Raw genomic sequence first — 19337 nt, forward strand, 5'->3', positions numbered from 1 at the left:
GGCTCCTGTTGTGTGTCAGGCGGTGGTGCCGGTGATCGCTTCCGCTGCTGCCAGGCCGCAGACGCGGGCCGCGCCGTGGGTGGCGATGTACAGGGAGCCGCGCGGGTCCGACTGGGGCAGGCCCATCTCGACCACGATCGTGTCCGGGCGGGCCGCCAGCAGCGCGTCGAGCGCGGCGCCCATCCAGGCGTGCCGGTGCTCGTCGCGGACCACGGCGACGATGCGCCGCTCCCCCGCCGCCGTCAGGATCGCGTCCGCCGGAGCGGCGGTCCCGTCCGTGTAGGTGTCCGTGCCGGTGCCGGGCAGGATCCTGTCCAGCTCGGCGGCGATGCCCCACGGGGTCTCGTCGCCGACCGCGATGTTCGCCACCGCGCTGAACGAGGCGACGTACGCCGCCCCGGTCAGCGGGTCGCCGGAGCCGGTCACCCGGACCGCGCGGCGGGCGGCGACCAGGCCGATGTCGGAGCTGACTCCGGTGCCGGGCGCGGTCCCCTCCTGCACTGCCGCGCCCGGCTCCGGGACATCCCCCCGGGCCCTCTGCGTCCAGGACGCCAGGGCTCGTACACGGGCGGCCGCGTCGGCGAGCCGCTCCTCGGTCAGTTCCCCGCTGCGCACGGCCGCGACGAGGGCGTCGCGCAGCCGCAGCACCGTCTCCTCGTCGGCCAGGCCGCCGCCCACACAGATGGCGTCGGCGCCCGCCGCGAGGGCGAGGACGGACCCGCGCTCGATGCCGTACGTACCGGCGATGGCGTCCATCTCCACGGCGTCGGTGACGATCAGGCCGTCGTAGCCCAGTTCCTGGCGCAGCAGACCGGTGAGAATCTGCGGGCTCAGGGTCGCCGGGCGGTCCGGGTCGAGTGCGGGAAGCAGGATATGCGCGCTCATCACCGATTTGGAACCCGCGGCGATGGCCGCCCGGAAGGGCACCAGTTCACGGGCGTGCAGGGTGTCGAGGTCCACGTCGATACGGGGCAGCGCCAGGTGGGAGTCGACCGCGGTGTCGCCGTGCCCGGGGAAGTGCTTGGTGCAGGCGGCGACGCCGGCGGCCTGGAGCCCCTCGATGTACGCGGCGGTGTGCCGGGCGGCCAGGCGGGTGTCGGCGCCGAAGGAGCGCACGCCGATGACCGGGTTGCCCGGGTTGCTGTTGACGTCGGCGGACGGCGCCCAGTTGAGGTTGACGCCGCACTCGGCGAGCCGGCGGCCGAGCTCCTGGGCGACCGCCCGGGTGAGGTGGACGTCGTCCACCGAGCCGAGGGCGAAGTTGCCGGGGAAGGAAGAGCCGTGCGTGACCTCCAGGCGGGTCACGTCGCCGCCCTCCTCGTCGATGGCGACGAGGACGTCCTCCCGCTCGGAGCGCAGCCGCTCGGTGAGGGCGGAGAGCTGTTCCGGCGAGGTGATGTTGCGGCCGAACAGCCCCACGGAGGCGAGGCCCTCGCCGACGCGGCGCAGCAGCCAGTCCGGCGCGGTGGTGCCGGTAAACCCGGGCTGGAGCACCGCGAGCGCGTCACGCGTCAGGGTGTCCGTGGTGGAAACGAGCGTGGTCATGGGCCCGCACTATCCCTTCACAGCGCCGGAAGTGAGGCCTGCGGCCATCTTCTTCTGGATGATCATGAAGAACACGACGACGGGGATGGCGATCATGGTCGACGCCGCCATGAGGGCGCCGTAGTCCGTTCCGCGCTCGGTCGTGAACGTCATCAGCCATACGTTCAGCGTGTACTTGGAGTTGTCGTTGATCAGGATGTACGCGAAGAGGTATTCGTTCCACGCGTTCACCAGGGCGAAGATCGACGCGGCGGCGAGCCCGGGGGCGAGCAGCGGGAAGATCACCCGGCGGAAGGCCTGGAAGCGGGTGCACCCGTCCACCATCGCGGACTCCTCCAGCTCCACCGGGATGTTCACGACGAAGCCGCGGATCATGATGGTGGCGAAGGGCAGCGTGGAGACCAGGTAGACGACGATCAGGCCCCAGTACTCGTCGATCCCGCCCATCGCGTTGAGCTGGGCGTAGATCGGGATGAGCATCGCCGTCGGCGGCAGCATCTGGACCAGGATCATGATCAGGACCAGGGCCTTGCGGCCGAAGAACCGGAACCGGCCGATCGCCAGGGCCGCCAGGGTCGCGATGATCATGCCGCCGACCACCGCGGTGACCGCGACGATCAGGCTGGACTGGATGGCGGTGCCGAAGTTCGGCTGCTCGGTGGCCCGGACGAAGTTGTCGAAGGTGATCGACGTGGGCCACAGGGTCTGGTCGTAGCTGCGGATCTCCCGGTTGGGCCGCAGGGCGCTGATGACCAGCCAGTAGACCGGGAAGACCATGACCAGGGCGATGCCGAGGCCGATGAGGTCGAAGTGCAGCCGGCTCTTCTTGCGGTCGGGGCGCAGCACCTGTGTTTGGGTCGAGCTGCTCATTCGACCTCTCCCGTCTTCATGAGCTGGCGCAGGTAGTACACGGCCACGCCGGACAGCAGCAGCACCGTGATCAGGGCGATCGCGGTGCCCTGGCTGAAGGAGGTGGACTCGAACGCCTTGGAGTAGGAGTAGAGGCCGAGGGTCTCGTACTCCGGCTCGGGCTTGTTGCCGCGCAGCAGCCAGATCTGGCCGAAGACGTTGAAGTCCCAGATCACCGAGAGAGTGGCGACCATGGTGAAGACCGGCTTGATGACCGGCCAGGTGACGAACTTGTAGATGCCGTAGGCGCTGGCGCCGTCGAGGGCGGCGGCCTCCTCCAGTTCCTGGGGGACCTGGGTGAGGGCGGCGTACAGGGTGACGACGACGAACGGGATGGCGCCCCAGACGACCAGCAGGGTGATGATGCCGAAGCCCTGGATCGGGTCGAGGTACCAGTTGTGTCCGAGCCAGTCCTCGCCGACGACCTTGGCGATCAGGGTGTTGATCAGGCCGTAGTCGGAGTCGGCCATGAACCGGAAGATCGACGCGGCGACCATCAGCGGCATCGACCAGGCGGCGATGAGGCAGGCGGTGAGCACCAGCCGGACCCAGGTGGAGAGCTTGCGCATCAGCAGGGCGACCAGCAGCCCGAGCCCCATGGTCAGCGTCACGCAGATGACCATGAAGACGACGGTGCGGAAGGTGACCCACCAGAACTCGGAGTCGCCGAGGATGTTGGTGAACTGCTCGAGGCCGACCCATGGCGCCGGTTCTCCGGACCACAGTTCACGACGGCCCATGTCCTGGAAGGACATGATGACCGTCTTGCCGAGCGGGTAGAGGTAGACGGCGGCGATCGCCACGATCGCCGGGAGGATCAGGAGATAGGGGAGCAGTTCCCCCTTCTTCCGCTTCCTCTTCTGCACCCGGGGCGCATCGTCGTGGGAGGACGACTTCCCGGTCGCCTGCGGGTCGGGTGGTACGGGGACCGGCGGCCCGGCGGCCTTGGTATCAGCGGCAGACACGTGGCTGACCTTCCATCGCGGGTCCGGGGCGGGCCCCGGAATTCACGGCGTTCACTTGCGGGAAAGGAGCGGGGGCCCGGCGCTGGCGCCGGGCCCCTGCCTGGCGATCGGAAGGTCAGGATTCCTTGTTGATCAGAGCGTTGATCTTGTCGTCGGCCTTCTTCGAGGCGTCGGCGACGGAGGCGCCCTTGACGATCTCCAGGAGCATGTTCTGGAGGATCTCTTCCTTCTCCACGGAGGCCCAGCCCGGCGCGATCGGCGTGAACCAGGCGTCCGGCACCGCGTTGGCGATGGCGGCGGTCTCCGGCTTCGCCTTCAGCGGCTCGAGCTGCTTCTCGTTGTTGGGGAGGATGTTCTTCGACGCGAGGACCTCCATGGACTTCGCGTTGGTGAAGAGGGAGATCCACTCCTCGCCGAGGTCCTGGACCTTGGACTTGGAGATCGTGGCGAGGTCCGAGCCGCCGATGAAGGACGGGAGGGCCTTGCCCTCGGGGCCGGGCATACCGGCCGTGGCGATCTTGCCCTCGAGCTTCGGGTTGCCGTTCTCGCCGGTGGTGACGCTGCCGGCCTCCCAGGCCTGGCCGTAGATGACCGCGGCCTTCTCGTTGGCCATGACGTTGGCGTGGTCCTGCTCGTCCTTCGTCACGTCGGCCTTGTTGTACTTCTTGACCAGGTCGACGAAGTGCTGGATGCCCTTCTGGGCCTCCGGGGTGGACAGGGAGGCCTTCCACTCCTTGCTGCCCTCGTCGTACGTGGCTATCTGGCCACCGTAGGCGGCGACGTAGGACATCGCGGCGTACCAGTAGCGGCCGGGGAAGTAGAGGGAGGAGGCGCGCTTGTCCTTCTTGCCCAGCTCGGCGGAGACCTTGTCCATCGCGGCGAGGAACTCGGTCTCGGTCTGCGGGAGGGCGTCGCTGCCGGTGCCGGCCTTCAGCATGTCCTTGTTGTACACGGCCAGGCGGGCGCTGGCGTAGTAAGGAACGCAGTAGGTCTTGCCCTCGAAGGAGCACGTGTCCTTCAGACCCTTGATCCAGGTGTCCGAGTTCTCGTACTTCTTGGGGTCGATTTCTCCGAGCGCACCATTGAGGATGTACTGCATGGTCTCGGTATTGCCGAGTTCCACGACGTCCGGGAATTTATCGCCACCGAGGGAGGTGTCCAGCTTCTTGACCTTGTCGGCCCACTGCTGGTACTGAACCTTGACCTTGACGCCCGGGTACTTCTTGTTGAACTCGGCGTTGACGTCCTTGACCAGCTCCGGCCAGGTGGACTGGGCCTCACCCATGAGCCAGACGGTCAGGTCTTCCTTGCGGTCCTTCGGGTCCGCGGACGACTCCTTGTCACCCGAACCACACGCCGCGATCGAAACCAACATGCCCGCGACACCAATAGCCGCGATGAGCTTGCGCTTCACGTCAAACCCTCCTCAGGGATGCTGCAACCCCACCCACCGCGAAGTCATTCGACGAGTTCTGCTGGGGCTGGACCTGGTCTTTAATGGTTTAGACCAGTACCGGGAGCTTGGCCTAGACCTTTAGGGGTGTCAAGGGTGTATAAGAAGTGCACTCGCGTCCGTTATAGGACCGACACCTAAGGGAGGGCGACGACCCGTGACCGGACCGTGCCACCATGTGAGCCGCGACAGACGGAGGAGCCGGTGACGGCAGCAACGCAGCAGTCGGGAAGGCGGGCCATGGGCGCCGACGGGGGCAGTACGGGGAGCGAGACCGGTGCCGGTACGCGCACAGCGCGCGTACCGAAGTACTACCGGCTCAAGCGGCATCTCCTCGACATGACGGACACCCTGCCGCCCGGTACCCCGGTGCCGCCCGAACGCACCCTGGCGGCCGAATTCGACACCTCGCGCACCACCGTGCGCCAGGCGCTCCAGGAGCTGGTCGTCGAGGGCCGGCTGGAGCGCATCCAGGGCAAGGGGACCTTCGTAGCCAAGCCGAAGGTCTCCCAGGCCCTCCAGCTCACCTCGTACACCGAGGACATGCGTGCCCAGGGACTGGAGCCGACGTCCCAACTACTGGACATCGGTTATGTGACGGCGGACGACACGCTCGCCGGTCTGCTGGACATCTCGACGGGCGGCCGGGTGCTGCGCATCGAGCGGCTGCGGCTCGCCAGCGGGGAGCCGATGGCGATCGAGACCACGCATCTTTCGGCCAAACGCTTCCCGGCGCTGCGCCGTTCGCTGGTGAAGTACACCTCGCTCTACACCGCGCTCGCCGAGGTGTACGACGTGCGCCTCGCCGAGGCGGAGGAGACCATCGAGACCTCGCTCGCCACCCCGCGCGAGGCGGGGCTGCTGGGCACCGACGTGGGGCTGCCGATGCTCATGCTGTCCCGCCATTCGGTGGACGGCCAGGGCGAACCGGTGGAGTGGGTGCGCTCGGTGTACCGGGGCGACCGCTACAAGTTCGTGGCCCGCCTGAAGCGGCCCACGGACTGATCACCACCACGGACGACGCGGTACGCACAGGGCGGTGGCCCGGGGACGAGATCCCCGGGCCACCGCCCGTTTTCGGTCACGCGGGGTGCGTCAGCGCAGTTCGGGGTCGGTCTCGATGACGCTGTACGGGTACGGGAGCGCCTGGTCGCTCGCCGCGGTCAGCAGGGCGGCGTCGGCCGGGTCGAGGTCCAGGTCCGCCGCGCCCAGGTTGGTCTCCAGCTGCTCAAGGGTGCGGGCGCCCACGATGGGAGCGGTGACCCCGGGCCGGCCGAGCAGCCAGGCGAGGGCCAGCACCGGCACCGCGAGGCCGGTGCGTCCGGCGACCTCGTGCAGGGCGTCCAGCACCCGCCAGGTGCGCTCGTCCCCCTCGTACGCGCTCCACGACTCGCCCCAGCCGAGCTTCTCGGCGGTCTCCACCCGGGTGCCCGTGGGCGGCCTCTGGGCACCGCGCCGGATCGCGCCGCTCAGCCAGCCGCCGCGCAGCGGGCTCCACGGGATGACGCCCAGGCCCTCGTTGCGGCTGACCTCCATCAGCTCCCACTCGGCGGACCGGTCCAGCAGGTTGTAGAGCGGCTGGAGGGCGGTGAAGGGCTCCCAGCCGTGTCCCCGGCTCAGGTCGATCGCCTTCTGGAGCTGCCAGCCGGAGAAGTTGCTGGCCCCGATGTAGCGCACCTTGCCGGAGGTGACCAGCGTGTCCAGGGTGGCGAGGGTCTCCTCCAGCGGGGTGCCCGGGTCCCAGGCGTGCACCTGGTAGAGGTCGATGTGGTCGGTGCCCAGCCGGCGCAGGCTCGACTCGACCCCGGCGATCAGGTGGTTGCGGCCCAGGCCCCGGTCGTTGGGGCCCTCCCCGGTGCCGTACCGCACCTTGGTGGCGATCACCACGTCGTCGCGGCGCTGTCTCTTCAGCCAGCGGCCGAGGATCTCCTCGGAGGCTCCGGCGGAGTAGATGTCGGCGGTGTCCACGAAGGTGCCGCCCGCCTCGGTGAAGCGGTCCAGCAGGACGTGGCTGGTGGTCTCGTCGGCCTCGCGGCCGAACGTCATGGCGCCGAGGCAGAGTTCACTGACCCTCAGGCCGGTCTTTCCCAGGTAGCGGTAACGCATGGCGAGTTCCTTCGTCGTGGTGTCGGATACGGAGGCCGGCGGTCGCCGGGCGGTCCGGTTCGGCGAGCGACACGGACACCTCCTGGACGCTGTGGTCGGACAGGCCGCGCGGATCGCGGAAGCGGTAGCTGTGGACCCGGGCGCCCGGTGTGGTGAGCACCCAGTCCAGCCGCCACCAGCGCAGGCCCGGACGGGCCTGCCACGAGGTGGGGCAGAGGCGTCCGGACAGGGCTACCGCGTCGGCGCCCAGGCGGGCGATGCGGCGGGCGTCCCCGATCGCGGCGGTGGTGTTGAAGTCCCCGGCGATCAGGGCCGGATGGGGGCAGCCGGCGACGTCCCCGAGGAGTCCCCGGTACTCCCGTGCCCGGTCGGCGGCCCGGGTGCGGACCGCGCGGTAGAAGTCTGCGCGCAACGGGCTGACGAGTCGCAGCTGTACCGGGATGTGGACGTTGAAGGTGGCGAGAATCCGACCGTCGCCCGGCATCTCCAGGTCCACCCGCAGGGTCCGGCGGGCGGCCGTCTCGACGGTCGCGGCGACCGGCAGCCGGGACAGGGTGATCAGGCCCCGGGCGATGACGGCGCGGTGGCCGGGGAAGGTGGCGCGCAGCCGCCGCTCGTCGTCGATGAGGCGGTAGGTGCCGTCGAACTCGTCGTGGTGGTACTCCTGGAGGAGGTAGACGTCGGCGTCGAGCCCGCGCAGAAAGGCGTAGAAGGGCTCGGGGTCGGTGGACTGGCACCAGTGCTGGGTGTTCCAGGACACGATGCGCACGGCCCCGTCCGGCGGCGGCGGGAGGCGCTTCCTCCGTACGAGCGCGCCGGGCACGAGGCCGGACTGCCGGGCCCCGGTCAGCAGGGCCGCGCCCGCCACGACTGCGGCCGTGAGGTCCCCCGTCGCGCAGGAGAGCACCAGGAGCAGGGCCGGCAGGGCGGCGAACACCGGCGGCGGCAGCAGCGAGGGCAGCAGCCAGAACCACCAGCGGCCGTTGAGGACGAGGTGTGCGGCCAGGAACACCGCCCAGGCCCCGGCCGCCCACAGCGCCCATCCGCCGCCCGGCCAGGCGGCGTTCGCCCCGTCGCCCGCCGCCAGGACGCCGGCCGACGCCAGGACGTCACCCAGTGCTCCGGCCGTCGTCACGCGGGGGCTCCCTGTACGGCCCCGGCCTCCTGGAACAGCGCGTCGTAGGCGTCCAGGCAGCTGTCCGTCCCGTACCGGGCGCGGGCGTCGCGGCCTCCCTCGGCACGGCGCTCCGGGGTGTAGGCGGCCACCTCCAGGAGGGCCCCGGCCAGGGCGCGGACGTCGCCGGGCGGGAAGAGGCGGCCGAAGCCGGTCTCGGACACCGGCACGCGCATGCCCGGCGCGTCGCTCGCGACCGAGGGGACGCCGAGCATCATCGCCTCGGCCTGGGAGATGCCGAAGGACTCCTCGGCGACGGACGGCAGGGCGAAGGCGTCCAGCGAGGCGTAGAAGCCCGCCACCCGGTCGTCGGCGAGGAAGCCGGTGAACCGGATACGGGTGTCGTCCCCGGCCCGTGCGCGCAGGGCCCCGACGACGCTGCCGCCCGCGACCTTGGAGTAGTCGCCGGCGATCAGCAGCCGGGCCTCGGGGTCCGGGATCGTCCGGAAGGCGTCGACCAGGTGGTGCAGCCCCTTCTCCGGGGCGATCCGGCCGAGGAAGCCGATGTGCGGGCCCGCCGTCTCGCGGAAGGCGGCGGGGGCGGGCTCGCGTTCGCGGCAGGGCGGGGCGATGGCCAGCAGCCGGCGCCCGCGCATCAGGGGCCAGTGGCGCGAATGCTCCGCGTGGTCCACGTTGTTGACGACCACGGCGGCCGAGCGGCGCAGGGCCCCGGCCACCGAGGCGTCGACGACCTTCACCTGGAGCGGGGCGAGCGCGCCCCCGGCGAGCCAGACGTCGTCGTGGTGGGTGGCGACCACCGGGGTGTCCCCGGCGAGGCGGGCGACGAGCCCCGCCTCCAGCATCGGCAGATGGATGTTGACGACCCGGGAGGAGCGGGCGATCCGCCCGGCGAGCGGGGCGAACCCGGGGCTGATCACCCCGCGCCCGAGCCGGGCGGCGACCGGGGCCCGGAACACCTCGACGCCGTTCACGGTCTCCCGTGCGGGGCGGTCCGGATCGTGCCGGCAGGCGACGACGGCGACCCGGCGGCCCCGTGCGGCCAGCCCCTCGGCGACCGTACGGGCCACTTCGGTGAGCCCGCTGGTGTACGGGAGGTAGTAGGTGAGCACGATCGTCACGTCGAAACGCGGCGAGCGCGCGGAGCGCCGGGTCATGACCGGTCCTTCTCGGTGGCCGGGGCGGACGCCCCGGGGGCGGGCAGGGAGAGGCGCAGATCGATCAGCCGGTGGGTGGAGAGCGCGGCGGGCGGGTCCTGGACGGACTGCCGGTGCAGGTCGATCCGGGGCGAGACGAACGCCCAGTCGAGCCGCCAGAGCGCCGGGCCGCTCACCGGGAAGGTCGCCGGGTACACCGAGTCCCCCGCGTCGGCGGCGTCCCTCAGTCCGTCGAACCAGCGCAGGTCCCCGGTGCCCGGCAGCACGTTGAGGTCACCGGCGAGCACCACCGGGTGGCCGTTGGCGTCGAGGTCCTCGCGCAGCGCCTCGAAGTGCCTGTCGCGGCGCTCGGACAGCTGCCGTACGGAGCGGTGGTAGGCGGGGGTCAGCGGATTGCGGTCGACGTTCAGCAGGTCGGGCAGGTGGGTGTTGTAGAGGGACAGGGTCCGGCCGTCGACGTCGATGTCGGTGCGCAGGACGCGGATGTTCCAGTAGTCGGCCCAGGAGGTGTCGGGCGGGGCGAGGCCGTCCGGGCGCAGCGCCCGCACCGAGGTGATGGGGAAGCGGGACAGGGTGAGGAACTCGCCCTCGGTGGCGATGTGGAAGCCGGGGAACTCCTTGCGGAGCCGGGCGAGGTCGTCGATCGGCGCGGGCTCGTCGCCCCGGGCGTTCTGGTACTCCTGGAGGAGGTAGACGTCGGCGGAGCGGGACCTGAGATAGGCGTAGAACGCGTCGGTGTCGCTGTCCTGGTCCCAGAAGAAGGTGTTCCAGCTGACCACCTTCAGGGCGTCGGCGGGCACGGCGGGCCGCCCGCGCAGGAGCGCCCCGGGGTGCAGTCCGGTCTGCCAGGAGCCGAGCAGCAGCGCGAGCAGGACGACGCCGACCGCCGCCCGCCTGCCGTGCCGGATCAGGGCGGCCGGGATCAACAGGGCGAGCGGGACCAGCAGATGGAGGACGGGCGGGGCGAGGCCGAGGCCGTTCCACGCCCACCACCGGCCGCTGAGAAGGGCGCGGGCGGCGACGAACAGGGCCCACAGGACGGCGACGGCGAGCAGCAGCCGGCCGGGCCACCGGCGGGACGGCCCCGCGGTCTCCTCCGGTGTCCCCGCGGCTGGGTCCGGTACGGCGTCGGGGACGTCCGGGTCCACGGCGCCGGGGCGGTCCGCCGAGCCGCCCGCCGTCAGGGTCCCGGTCATGTGGCGGCCCGCACCGGCGCGAGGTGCTCCCCCGGCTCGTACAGCCGGCGGAAGCGGCGGGAGGTCAGCCACTGGAGGACGCCGACGCCCGCGCCCGCCGCGATGACCGCGTTGACCACGGTGTGGACGAAGGCGAAGTAGGCGGCGAACAGGGGGCCCCGTCGGCGCAGGACGAACCGGTGGAGGGCGGTGTCCGCGAGCAGGGTGAAGGCCAGCAGGGCGGCCGGGGCGAGCAGCCAGGGCAGGGCGATCAGGCCGAGCGGCAGGGTCAGCAGGGCGAGCAGGGCCGCGACGCTGGCTCCGGCACGCGGCCCGGTGGCGATGCCGCCGGGGAGGTCGCCGCGGCGGACGTAGAGCGGGATGTGCAGCCGGGTGCGGTGGAAGACCTTGCGCAGCACGACCCGCCAGGTGTCGTCGTGGTCGTGCCGGCCCCGGACGGTGGTGGAGCTGTGGACCTCGTAACTCCGGCAGATCCGGGCCGCGTAGTCGCCGTCCTCGGTGTGCCGCAGCCGGGGGTTGAACGGGCCGATCTCGGCGAAGATCCGGGCGGGCATGGCGCAGATCGCGGTGTGCAGGGTGCCGATGCGGCCCTCGGTCTCGGCGAGCCAGTAGAACTGGTGGAGGCAGCGGTACTCCTCGATCAGGCTGTCCCGGATGAGGGGTTCGGCGTCGTAGGTGCCGCAGACCGCGCCGATGCGGGGGTCGGAGTCGAGCAGGGCGACGGCGTTGGCGATGGCGTCCTGTTCCATCGCGACGTCGGAGTCGACGAACACGATGATCTCGCCCCGGGCGTGGGCGGCCCCGGTGTTGCGGGTGGTGGCCACCCCGCTGTTGACGCCGGTGCTGATCACCCGGACGCCGCAGGCCTCGGCGACGGCGACCGAGTCGTCGGTGGAGCAGTCGTCGATCAGCAGCACCTCCAGGGGCTCGTAGGTCTGGGCGAGTGCGGCGCGCAGGCAGAGCTCCAGGGCGCGGCCGTAGTTGTAGTTGGGGATGACGACGGAGACGAGGGGTTGCTTCCGGTTCATGGGGCGCCTTCGGGCGGTCGGAGGGTCATGCGGGCGATTGCGGGAGGAGGAGGGCGAGGGCGACGAGCACCGCCCACAGCGCCGCGTTGACGAGCGTGGCGCGGTCCCGGAAGAGGACGTGGACGGGGTTGCCGCCGCCCTCCTCGACGAGGAGGAGCTGGAGGTAGCGGGCGAGGCCGAAGACGGCGCAGGGGGCGGAGAGCAGGGTGACGAGGGAGGCCCCGGCGGCGAGGGACGCGTCGTCGCGCAGGTAGAGCACGTAACTGACGGCGGTCAGCACGGCGACCAGGACGACGAGATGGTCGAGGAAGGCGAGCGTGTAACCGCGCAGGGCCGGGCGGTGGGCGCGGCCCGCCGCCGTCATCTCGTGCCGTCGTTTGCCGAGCGCCAGCATCAGGCAGAGCGAGAAGACGCACAGCGCCAGCCACTCGGACATCTGGGCGCCGATGAGCAGCGCCCCCTGGACGAGCCGCAGCACGAAGCCGGTCGCCACGATGAACGCGTCCACCAGCGGTACGTGTTTGAGCCCCTGGGAGTAGGCGAGGCTCAGCGCCAGGTAGAGGGCGGTCGGCCACCACTGCCAGGCGGGCCCGGCCACCGCCCAGCCGGTCAGCGCCAGGGCGAGAGCACCGGTCAGGACGAAGGCGGCGAAGGTGGAGACCCGGCCCGAGGCGATCGGGCGGTGGCGTTTGACCGGGTGCAGCCGGTCCCGCTCCCGGTCGGCGAGGTCGTTGACGACGTAGACGAGCGCGGAGGCGAGGGTGAAGCCGAGGACGGCCCAGCCGGTGCGCAGAAAAGCGGCGGCCCCCCAGGGGTGGGTGTCGAGCAGGGCGAGCGGGACGACGGCCAGGTTCTTCACCCACTGGCCGGGACGCAGGAGCGCGAGGAGGTCGCGGGGCCGGGGGCGGCCGCGCCGGCCCCGTACATCGGTCGCGGTCGTGCTCGTGGTCGCGGTGGTGGTGGTGATCGCGCTCGTGGTTGCGGCCGTGGTGATCGCGCTCGTGGTTGCGGTCGTGGCCGTGGCCGTGGCCGGAAGTGGTTGAAGTGGTTGAAGTGGCTCTACGGCGATGGGTTCGGGCAGGGCGGTGAGGTCGGCGGGTTCGGGTTCCGGCGGGACTGCCACCACGCGCACGGGCGCGGGTGAGGACCGGGTGATGTCCACGGCAGGGCTCCAGGGGATCAGAAGAAGACCTTGGCCAGGCCGAGCGCCCCTTGGCGCCACGGGTCCCGGCTGGTCCGGCCGGCTCCGGGAGCGGGTGTGCCGGCCCCCCGCTGGGTGCGCCACCACGCGTAGGTGCCGAGGATGGCGTCCCGGTTGGAGAGCGCGGGACGGAAGCCGAGCCGTTCGGTGGCCCGGCCGATGTCCACGTAACTGTCGTCGAGGAGCTTGAAGAGCAGCCGCCCGTAGACCGGGGAGAGCTTGGTGCTCTCCAGCAGGCGCAGGACCGCGAGTGCCGGTGCTGCCGGCAGCGGGACCACGCGTTTGCCGTGTCCGGCCGCGTCCAGCACGGCCTGGAAGTCCTCGCGCAGGGTGCCGAATTCGGCGGCGCCCAGGTTGTAGACGTCGTTCGCGATCTCGGGCGGGGCGTTGAGGGCGAGCACCACGGCGTCGACGAGGTCGGCCATGCCGAACATCTGGATGCGGACGTCGCCCCGGCCGAGGACGGGGAAGTTGCGGCGCTCCTCGGCCCATTCGAAGAGCATCGAGAAGAGGCCCATCCGGCCGGGCCCGAGGAACGTCTTGGGGCGCAGCACCGGCAGGCACATCCCGCGCGCCCGGAACTCCTCGCAGACCTCCTCGGCCTCCGCCTTGGCCCTGCTGTACGGGTCGACGGGCTCGCGGGGGTGCTCCTCCGGGGTCGGCACCCGCTCGGGCAGTCCGTAGACGGCGGTGGAGGAGATGTGCACGACCCGCTCGACGCGGGCCCGGTGCGCGGCGGTCAGGACGGTGCGGGTGCCGTCGACGGTGATGGAGCGGATCTGGTCGACGGGGTAGCTGGGCAGGGCGGCCGCGCAGTGCACCAGGGCGTGGGCCCCGTCGAAGGCGCGGGCCAGCGCCGCCCCGTCGCGGATGTCGGCGACGATGTGCCGGGCGCCGGCGGGCGGGTGGGGGTCGTCGCGCAGGTCGACGCCGACGACGTCGTGGCCGTCGGCGGCGAGCCGGGCCACCAGGTGGGAGCCGAGCATCCCGGCGGCGCCGGTCACGGCGATGGTCAGGCCGCCCATCGCGACACCGCCTTGTCCTTGAAGAAGGCGGTGAGGAGCCGGTTCATGCCCTTGGCCAGGGTCCGGTCGAAGGCGTCGAGGAAGATCTCCACCTCGTCGGGTCCGGCGACCAGCGAGGGGGCGGCCACCAGGGGGCTGCGGCCGTTGAGCGTGTAGTACATGTACACGTCGTGGTCGTGGTACATCGCGTTGACGACCGCGCAGGTGATCACCTTGGTGCGCAGCAGCGGGTCACGGGCCAGTCCGCCGGGGGCGATCTTCGCGGCGAGGTCGAGGATGCGGGGGCCGCCGTCGAGGAAGATCCCGTACAGCGCTCCGGCTCCCCGGACGTCCGCGATGATGTCGGGGTACTGCTTGCGCAGCCGCTCCAGGCCCGGGGCGAGGACGCGTTCGATGGCGCGGGCGCGGGCCGGATAGTCGTCCTCGACCGCGATGTTGACGGCCTCCAGCGCGGTGGCGGTCTCCTCGCCGAAGCCGTAGTAGGTGGTGCTGGTGGACTGGAGCATGGCGTCGCCGAGGCTGTCGTAGGCCTTGCGGAAGACGGGTTCGCGGGCGACGAAGGCGGAGACCGAGGACTTGCCGCCGCCGAAGGACTTCGAGGTGGTCACCACGTCCGGGACGAGTCCGGGGTAGCGCATGAAGTGGAAGAGGCTGCCGGTCTTGCCCCAGCCGGTGTAGATCTCGTCGAAGATCAGCACGATCTTCTCCTCGGTGCACAACTCCCGCAGGCCGCGCAGGAATTCCTCGGAGCACTCCGTCATCGTGGAGGCGGAGAAGGGCTCGATGAGGATCGCGTAGACGTCGCAGCGGCCCTTGGCGTCCCGGGCTCCGGCGACCGCTTCCCGCACGGAGTCGAGGTCGCCGTAGCGGAAGGCGGAGACGCCGGGGATGCCGGGGAAGGCGAAGGCGTTCTGGGCGCTGCCGGTGAGGCTGCCGGAGCCCAGCAGCTTGCCGTGGAAGCTGATGTCGGCGTGCAGGATCTGCTGCCGGCGGCCGCCGTGGTACTTGTACGCGAGTTTCACCGCGCCCTCGACGGCCTCGGCCCCCGAGTTGGGGAAGAACGACAGGTTCAGGTCGCCGGGGAGGAGCTGGGCGAGGTTGTGGCCGAGGGCGGCGACGTAGGGCGAGAAGTAGGTCTTGTGGACCTCCATCCGGCGCTGTTCCTGGAAGCGGCGGCGGGCGGCGAGGATCCGCGGGTGGTTGTGGCCGTGGTTGAGGACGCCGACGCCGCCGGTGAAGTCGAGGATGCGGCGGCCGTCGCGGGTGTGGATCCAGGACCCCTCGGCGTGGTCGACGAGTTCCCGGCCGAAGCCGAAGGAGGTCATCAGGGAGACCTGGCTCTTGTTGACGTGGGACCGGTACAGCTCGTGCACCTGGCTCGTCGACAGTTGTTCGCAGTCGTCCACGGTGAGCAGGGGGGTGGCGTCGGAGGTCATGCGGCTCCTTCCTGGAGCGCGGGTCGGGGGGTGGGCAGGGGTCCGGCGGCGCGGGCCCACGCGAGTGCGGCGCCGGTGGCGGCCACCTCGCTGAGCACGCAGACCAGCCGGCTGGCGATGACGGCCGCGGTGGCTGCGGACAGCGGCATGACCGCGCCGAGGGGCGCGAGGAGGACGAGTTCGCGGGCGCCCCAGCCGTCGGGCAGGACGAAGGCGAGGCTTCCGGCGACGGTCGCCAGGGCGAAGCCGCCGACGCAGACCGGCAGGGAGAGCAGCGGCGGGGCGCCGAGGAGCACGACGATCGCCCACAGGTGGAGTCCGGAGACCGCCCAGGAGGCGCAGGCCCAGCCGATGGAGAGCCGCAGGGCCCGGGGCGAACCCTCGGCGGCCCCGTCGGGGCGGCGGGCCAGCCGCATCGTCCAGGCGACGAGGCGGCCCACCCAGCCGGGCCGGGCCACGGCGGCGGCGGCGAGCAGCACGAGCGGGGCGAAGACCCAGGCGCCCGCACCGAACACGGCCGGTGCGACGAGGAGTCCGGCGGCGGCCCCGGTGGTCATCCCGATGACGAGGCCGAGGCCGAAGGCGGCGATCATCCGCTCGGGGGCGATGCCGACGGCCTTGCCGAGCTGGATGTGGGCGAGGACGCCCCAGATGCGGCCGGGGACGAATTTGCTGATGACGCCGATGAAGAAGATCCGGGCGGTGTCGCTGGTGCGGGCGGTGGAGCCGCCGTCCACGACGAGGACCCGCCAGGACAGCATCGACAGGACCAGTCCGGCCGCGTTGGCGAGGAGGGCGGCGATCAGCAGGAGCACTCCCCCGGGCCGGCCGGCGGCCTCGGCCATCTCCGTACCGGCGCCGCGCAGCGAACCGCCCACGGCGAAGCAGGTGGCCGCGATGAGCACGAGGGCGGCGGCCGTGCGCAGCAGCCGGGCCCGCCGGGAGGGGCGTGCGTCGGCTTCGGGCGCCACGGGTCCAGCCTCCGGCGTCCCGGGGCCGGCTGCGGGCGTCGCGGGCCCGGCTTCGGAGGTACCGGGCCCGGCCTCGGGCGCCACGGGTCCGGCCTCGGATGTCCCCGGCCCGGCTTCCGGTTGCGCGCCGCGGCCACGACGCGCGTCCGCCGCCGCCTCCGCCGCCTCTCCCGGCCCGGCGGTCTCGCGCTCCTGGTCCACGTCGGCGCTCACGGGGCGGCCACCGGGGCCGGCCGGTCGCGGCGGCCCCGGACCGAGGGGCCGAAGCGGGGGTCCACCAGCCAGCGCACGCCGCCCGTCACCGCGCCGAGGACGAGAGCCAGGTGCACCGCGAAGTGCAGCGCGGTGAAGCGGAGCAGGAAGAGCCGCCCCTTGCGGCGGGCCACGAAGCGGCTCAGGCCCGGGTCGGCCAGCGCGAAGGCGAGGGCGCAGGCCAGGGGCGCGGCGAGCAGCCAGGGGGTGAGCAGCGCGAGCGGGAGGGTGAGCGGGACCAGGCCGGCGGCCAGGACGCCGCCGGTGCGGTTGGCGCGCAGTCCGCCACCGCGACGGCGCTCGACGGCGGCGACGGGGACGAGCAGTTGGGAGCGGCGGTACTGCTCGGTGAGCATCGGCAGCAGCCGGTCCACGTCGTCGTGACGGCCGGTCACCCGCTCGCTGAGGCGGATGCGGTGGGTGGCGGCGAGGCGGTCGCTGTACTCGACGTCCTCGGAGTCGCGGAGGTTCTCGTCGAAGGGCCCGGTCGCCTCGAAGACGTGGCGCTCGATCGCGGCCAGGGCGAAGAAGGCGGTGCCGACGATTCCGGCGCTGCGGTGTCGCCAGAAGTGCGCGTGCAGGCAGTGGTAGACCTCCACCGGGCCGTCGTCGTAGAGCGGTTCGGGGTCCAGGACGCCGTGGACGCAGCCGGTCTCCGGGTCGTCCATGAGCAGGTCGACGGCGTTCTCGATCGCGTCGGGAGCCAGCGCGATGTCGGAGTCGAGGAAGAACAGCACCTGTCCCGCGGACGCGGCGACGCCGAGGTTGCGGGCGGCGGAGACGCCTCCGTTGTCCGGGCGGGCGACGAGTACGCAGGGGAACGCGCGGGCGATGTCGCGCGAGCGGTCGGTGCTGGCGTCGTCCACGACGACCACGTCCAGCGGGCGCAGGGTCTGGGCGTAGACGGATTCCAGGCAGGCCCGCAGGGTCTTCTCGTAGTTGTGGTTGGGGATGATCACTGACACGGTGGGGCGCTCCCGTGGCATGGCGGGTCCGGTCCTTTCGGTTCGGGTGGTCGGTGCTGTTCGGGGCGGCCCGAGACGCCCCCCAGCGCCGCCGGCCGCCAGTCGAGCGAGGCGGGCCGGGCGGCGCTCAGGGTGGCCAGGAGGTAGTCCAGCGCGGCCAGTTCGGCGTGCACGAGATCGGGGCTCTCCATGTAGAGCGCGGCGCGGACCGAGCCGTCCGGGCTCTCGGCGACGTACACATGGACCGGGCCCTGGGGGTGCGGGCCGGCGCTCCGGGGGCCCGCGCGGACGTGGCGGGAGCGCAGCGACCGGGCCAGCTCCCGGGCTGTCCACCGGCCGGGGCGCGGGGGTTCGGTGCGCACGAGGAGCGCGGTCACCAGGAACACGGAGGCGTCCCGTCGCCCCGGGTCACCCCCAGGAGAAGCCGTCCCGGCCCGAGGCGGCGAACGCGGTCGCCGTCCCCGTGGCTACGGCGACGGCCGGCGAGAGGCGAAGGGCAGGAATACGGAACGCCCGCATGCGGAACTCCTCGGAACGTAGCGGTGTGTGAATGCCGTGTGACGGCCTGATCCTGTCGCCATCGCCGTCCCGGGGGCCACGGTCTCCGGGTGGCCGGGAGTTGCGGGGCAGCAGGGTGCCAGCCTCGGGGGCGGCTGTACGGGGCCACGGCCTGGGACGATGCGGGGGTGGCAGGCAACTGCCAGACACCTTGCGGCCATCCGTGCCACCGTCGGGTGTCCGTCCCGGCCGCCGCCCGCCTCGGCCTTTTTGGCCATGCGCGGCCTCGCGGGGCCCATCCATCCCGTGGACCTGGTCTATACCTTCACAACCTCGTCGCCCTACACTCGCGCCCGGTGCTCAAGTGGCGTCCCGTACTGGCGTGCGGGGACGGCGTGACATCTGCGGGGGAGCCAGAGATGTTAGAGGTACTGGGGCTGGACGCGCGGACGGAGCTGGTGTACCGGCTCGTTCTGGAGGAGCCGGAGCTGCGGCTGGACGAGATCGTGGCGCGGCTCGGCCGGAGCGAGGAGGATGTGCGCCGCGCTCTGGACCAGTTGGCCGAGCTGTGTCTGCTGGACGACGGCCCTCGCGGTACGGAGCAGGGCCCGCCGGTCTTCCGCGCGCTGGACCCGGCCGCCAGCCTGCCGTTCCTCCTCTCCCGCCGGGAAGCCGAACTGGCCAGGCAGCAGCGTGGACTTGAGGTCGCGCGGGACGCGATGTCGGCCCTCACGACGGACCGGGGGCGGCGGGCGGGCGGGGGCTTCGACGTCATCAAGCGGCTGGAGGGGCTCGACGCGGTGCGCGAGCGGCTGACCGAACTGGCCGAGCTGGCCAGGACGGAGTGCCTCTCGCTGCTGCCCGGCGGCGCGCAGTCCCCGGACACGCTGGAGGCCAGCGGGCCTTTGGACCGGCGGGCGTTGGAGCGCGGGGTGCGGATCCGCAGCATCTATCAGGACAGCTTCCGCAACGATCCGTCGACCCTGCGCTATGTGAACCGGCTGGGCGTGCTCGGCGCGGAGAGCCGTACGCTGCCCACGCTGCCACTGGTCATGGTCGTGGTCGACGGGGAGGTGGCCCTGGTGCCGCTGGACCCCGACGACGGCCGGGCGGGCGCGCTGGAGCTGCGCAGCAAGGGGGCCGTCGCGGTGGCCCGGCTCCTGTTCGAGCAGCTGTGGGCCGCCGCCACCCCGCTCGGCTCCGCACCCCGGCGCGACGGCAACGGGCTGACCCCGCAGGAGGACGAGTTGCTGTCCCTGCTGGCGAAGGGGCACACCGATGCGACCGCCGCCCGCCGGCTGGGGGTGTCCCTGCGCACGGTGCGTCGGATGAACGCGGAACTGACGGCCCGGATGCAGGCCCGCAGCAGGTTCCAGGCGGGCGCCGAGGCGGCACGCCGGGGCTGGATCTGACCGGGCGCGGGAGCGCCCCCTACCGGCTGATCCGACCGGCCGCAGGAGCGTCCCGTACCGCCTGGTCCGACCGGCCGCGGGTCCGG

Annotated in this window: 17 protein-coding genes; 2 read left to right on the top strand and 15 right to left on the bottom strand. The window is 72.1% G+C overall.

The features are described from left to right. Window positions 1-15 precede the first annotated feature (15 nt). The 4 genes from IE272_RS06490 to IE272_RS06505 all read right to left on the bottom strand — a co-directional run bounded on the left by IE272_RS06490 (window position 16) and on the right by IE272_RS06505 (window position 4833). Window positions 16-1545 (bottom strand): glycoside hydrolase family 3 protein, encoded by a 1530-nt coding sequence (locus IE272_RS06490; RefSeq protein WP_056700659.1) that lies wholly within the window; start codon window positions 1543-1545, stop codon window positions 16-18. Window positions 1546-1554: 9 nt separating this feature from the next. Continuing rightward, window positions 1555-2415: a carbohydrate ABC transporter permease gene (locus IE272_RS06495; protein WP_032794097.1), complete on the bottom strand. Its 861-nt coding sequence runs from the start codon at window positions 2413-2415 to the stop codon at window positions 1555-1557. Continuing rightward, window positions 2412-3419, bottom strand: a complete 1008-nt coding sequence (locus tag IE272_RS06500) for a carbohydrate ABC transporter permease (RefSeq protein ID WP_050360489.1) — start codon at window positions 3417-3419, stop codon at window positions 2412-2414. The genes IE272_RS06495 and IE272_RS06500 overlap by 4 nt, the downstream gene beginning before the upstream one ends. A 115-nt stretch (window positions 3420-3534) precedes the next feature. Next, window positions 3535-4833: a sugar ABC transporter substrate-binding protein gene (locus IE272_RS06505; RefSeq protein WP_056712159.1), complete on the bottom strand. Its 1299-nt coding sequence runs from the start codon at window positions 4831-4833 to the stop codon at window positions 3535-3537. Window positions 4834-5112: 279 nt separating this feature from the next. Here IE272_RS06505 and IE272_RS06510 point away from each other — a divergent pair, with 279 nt between their 5' ends. Beyond that, window positions 5113-5877: a GntR family transcriptional regulator gene (locus IE272_RS06510; protein ID WP_007458216.1), complete on the top strand. Its 765-nt coding sequence runs from the start codon at window positions 5113-5115 to the stop codon at window positions 5875-5877. Window positions 5878-5967: 90 nt separating this feature from the next. Here the strand turns inward: IE272_RS06510 and IE272_RS06515 are convergent, their stop codons facing one another. From IE272_RS06515 to IE272_RS06565, 11 genes are all read right to left on the bottom strand, one after another. After that, window positions 5968-6978: an aldo/keto reductase gene (locus IE272_RS06515; protein WP_056700661.1), complete on the bottom strand. Its 1011-nt coding sequence runs from the start codon at window positions 6976-6978 to the stop codon at window positions 5968-5970. Continuing rightward, complete coding sequence (locus IE272_RS06520; RefSeq protein ID WP_229897221.1) at window positions 6935-8113, bottom strand: endonuclease/exonuclease/phosphatase family protein; 1179 nt, start codon at window positions 8111-8113, stop codon at window positions 6935-6937. The genes IE272_RS06515 and IE272_RS06520 overlap by 44 nt, the downstream gene beginning before the upstream one ends. Next, a complete protein-coding gene (locus IE272_RS06525) occupies window positions 8110-9267 on the bottom strand; it encodes a glycosyltransferase family 4 protein (protein ID WP_190006439.1) in 1158 nt (385 codons plus the stop codon). Before IE272_RS06525 ends, IE272_RS06520 begins: the two co-directional genes overlap by 4 nt. Beyond that, window positions 9264-10463: an endonuclease/exonuclease/phosphatase family protein gene (locus tag IE272_RS06530; protein WP_190006440.1), complete on the bottom strand. Its 1200-nt coding sequence runs from the start codon at window positions 10461-10463 to the stop codon at window positions 9264-9266. Before IE272_RS06530 ends, IE272_RS06525 begins: the two co-directional genes overlap by 4 nt. Next, a complete protein-coding gene (locus tag IE272_RS06535; protein WP_056700667.1) occupies window positions 10460-11491 on the bottom strand; it encodes a glycosyltransferase family 2 protein in 1032 nt (343 codons plus the stop codon). Before IE272_RS06535 ends, IE272_RS06530 begins: the two co-directional genes overlap by 4 nt. Window positions 11492-11516: 25 nt before the next feature. Further along, the gene (locus tag IE272_RS06540; RefSeq protein ID WP_190006441.1) at window positions 11517-12653 is read right to left on the bottom strand and encodes a UbiA prenyltransferase family protein; all 1137 of its coding nucleotides are present in this window, start codon (window positions 12651-12653) and stop codon (window positions 11517-11519) included. 17 nt (window positions 12654-12670) lie between these two features. Next, window positions 12671-13717, bottom strand: coding sequence for an NAD-dependent epimerase/dehydratase family protein (locus IE272_RS06545; protein WP_190006442.1), 1047 nt, complete (start codon window positions 13715-13717; stop codon window positions 12671-12673). Next, on the bottom strand, window positions 13705-15153 hold the full coding sequence (locus IE272_RS06550) for an aspartate aminotransferase family protein (protein ID WP_050360498.1): 1449 nt from the start codon (window positions 15151-15153) through the stop codon (window positions 13705-13707). The genes IE272_RS06545 and IE272_RS06550 overlap by 13 nt, the downstream gene beginning before the upstream one ends. After that, entirely contained in the window at window positions 15150-16124 is a 975-nt protein-coding gene (locus IE272_RS06555) for a lysylphosphatidylglycerol synthase domain-containing protein (protein ID WP_229897222.1), read from the bottom strand. Before IE272_RS06555 ends, IE272_RS06550 begins: the two co-directional genes overlap by 4 nt. A 209-nt stretch (window positions 16125-16333) precedes the next feature. Beyond that, complete coding sequence (locus tag IE272_RS06560) at window positions 16334-17335, bottom strand: glycosyltransferase family A protein (protein WP_007458196.1); 1002 nt, start codon at window positions 17333-17335, stop codon at window positions 16334-16336. Then, complete coding sequence (locus IE272_RS06565; protein ID WP_073957709.1) at window positions 17332-17727, bottom strand: hypothetical protein; 396 nt, start codon at window positions 17725-17727, stop codon at window positions 17332-17334. Before IE272_RS06565 ends, IE272_RS06560 begins: the two co-directional genes overlap by 4 nt. Window positions 17728-18258: 531 nt before the next feature. Here IE272_RS06565 and IE272_RS06570 point away from each other — a divergent pair. Beyond that, window positions 18259-19251: a helix-turn-helix transcriptional regulator gene (locus IE272_RS06570; protein WP_050360501.1), complete on the top strand. Its 993-nt coding sequence runs from the start codon at window positions 18259-18261 to the stop codon at window positions 19249-19251. The last annotated feature ends 86 nt before the right edge of the window (window positions 19252-19337 follow it).

The organism is Streptomyces anulatus (genome assembly GCF_014650675.1).
GTDB classification, from domain to species: domain Bacteria; phylum Actinomycetota; class Actinomycetes; order Streptomycetales; family Streptomycetaceae; genus Streptomyces; species Streptomyces anulatus.

What these genes read in the sequence shown, in the direction of transcription:
- IE272_RS06535 (WP_056700667.1), bottom strand. Translation starts at nt 11,491, where the DNA reads ATGAACCGGAAGCAACCCCTCGTCTCCGTCGTCATCCCCAACTACAAC.
- IE272_RS06550 (WP_050360498.1), bottom strand. Translation starts at nt 15,153, where the DNA reads ATGACCTCCGACGCCACCCCCCTGCTCACCGTGGACGACTGCGAACAA.
- IE272_RS06525 (WP_190006439.1), bottom strand. Translation starts at nt 9,267, where the DNA reads ATGACCCGGCGCTCCGCGCGCTCGCCGCGTTTCGACGTGACGATCGTG.
- IE272_RS06545 (WP_190006442.1), bottom strand. Translation starts at nt 13,717, where the DNA reads ATGGGCGGCCTGACCATCGCCGTGACCGGCGCCGCCGGGATGCTCGGC.
- IE272_RS06570 (WP_050360501.1), top strand. Translation starts at nt 18,259, where the DNA reads ATGTTAGAGGTACTGGGGCTGGACGCGCGGACGGAGCTGGTGTACCGG.
- IE272_RS06530 (WP_190006440.1), bottom strand. Translation starts at nt 10,463, where the DNA reads ATGACCGGGACCCTGACGGCGGGCGGCTCGGCGGACCGCCCCGGCGCC.
- IE272_RS06495 (WP_032794097.1), bottom strand. Translation starts at nt 2,415, where the DNA reads ATGAGCAGCTCGACCCAAACACAGGTGCTGCGCCCCGACCGCAAGAAG.
- IE272_RS06515 (WP_056700661.1), bottom strand. Translation starts at nt 6,978, where the DNA reads ATGCGTTACCGCTACCTGGGAAAGACCGGCCTGAGGGTCAGTGAACTC.
- IE272_RS06490 (WP_056700659.1), bottom strand. Translation starts at nt 1,545, where the DNA reads ATGACCACGCTCGTTTCCACCACGGACACCCTGACGCGTGACGCGCTC.
- IE272_RS06510 (WP_007458216.1), top strand. Translation starts at nt 5,113, where the DNA reads ATGGGCGCCGACGGGGGCAGTACGGGGAGCGAGACCGGTGCCGGTACG.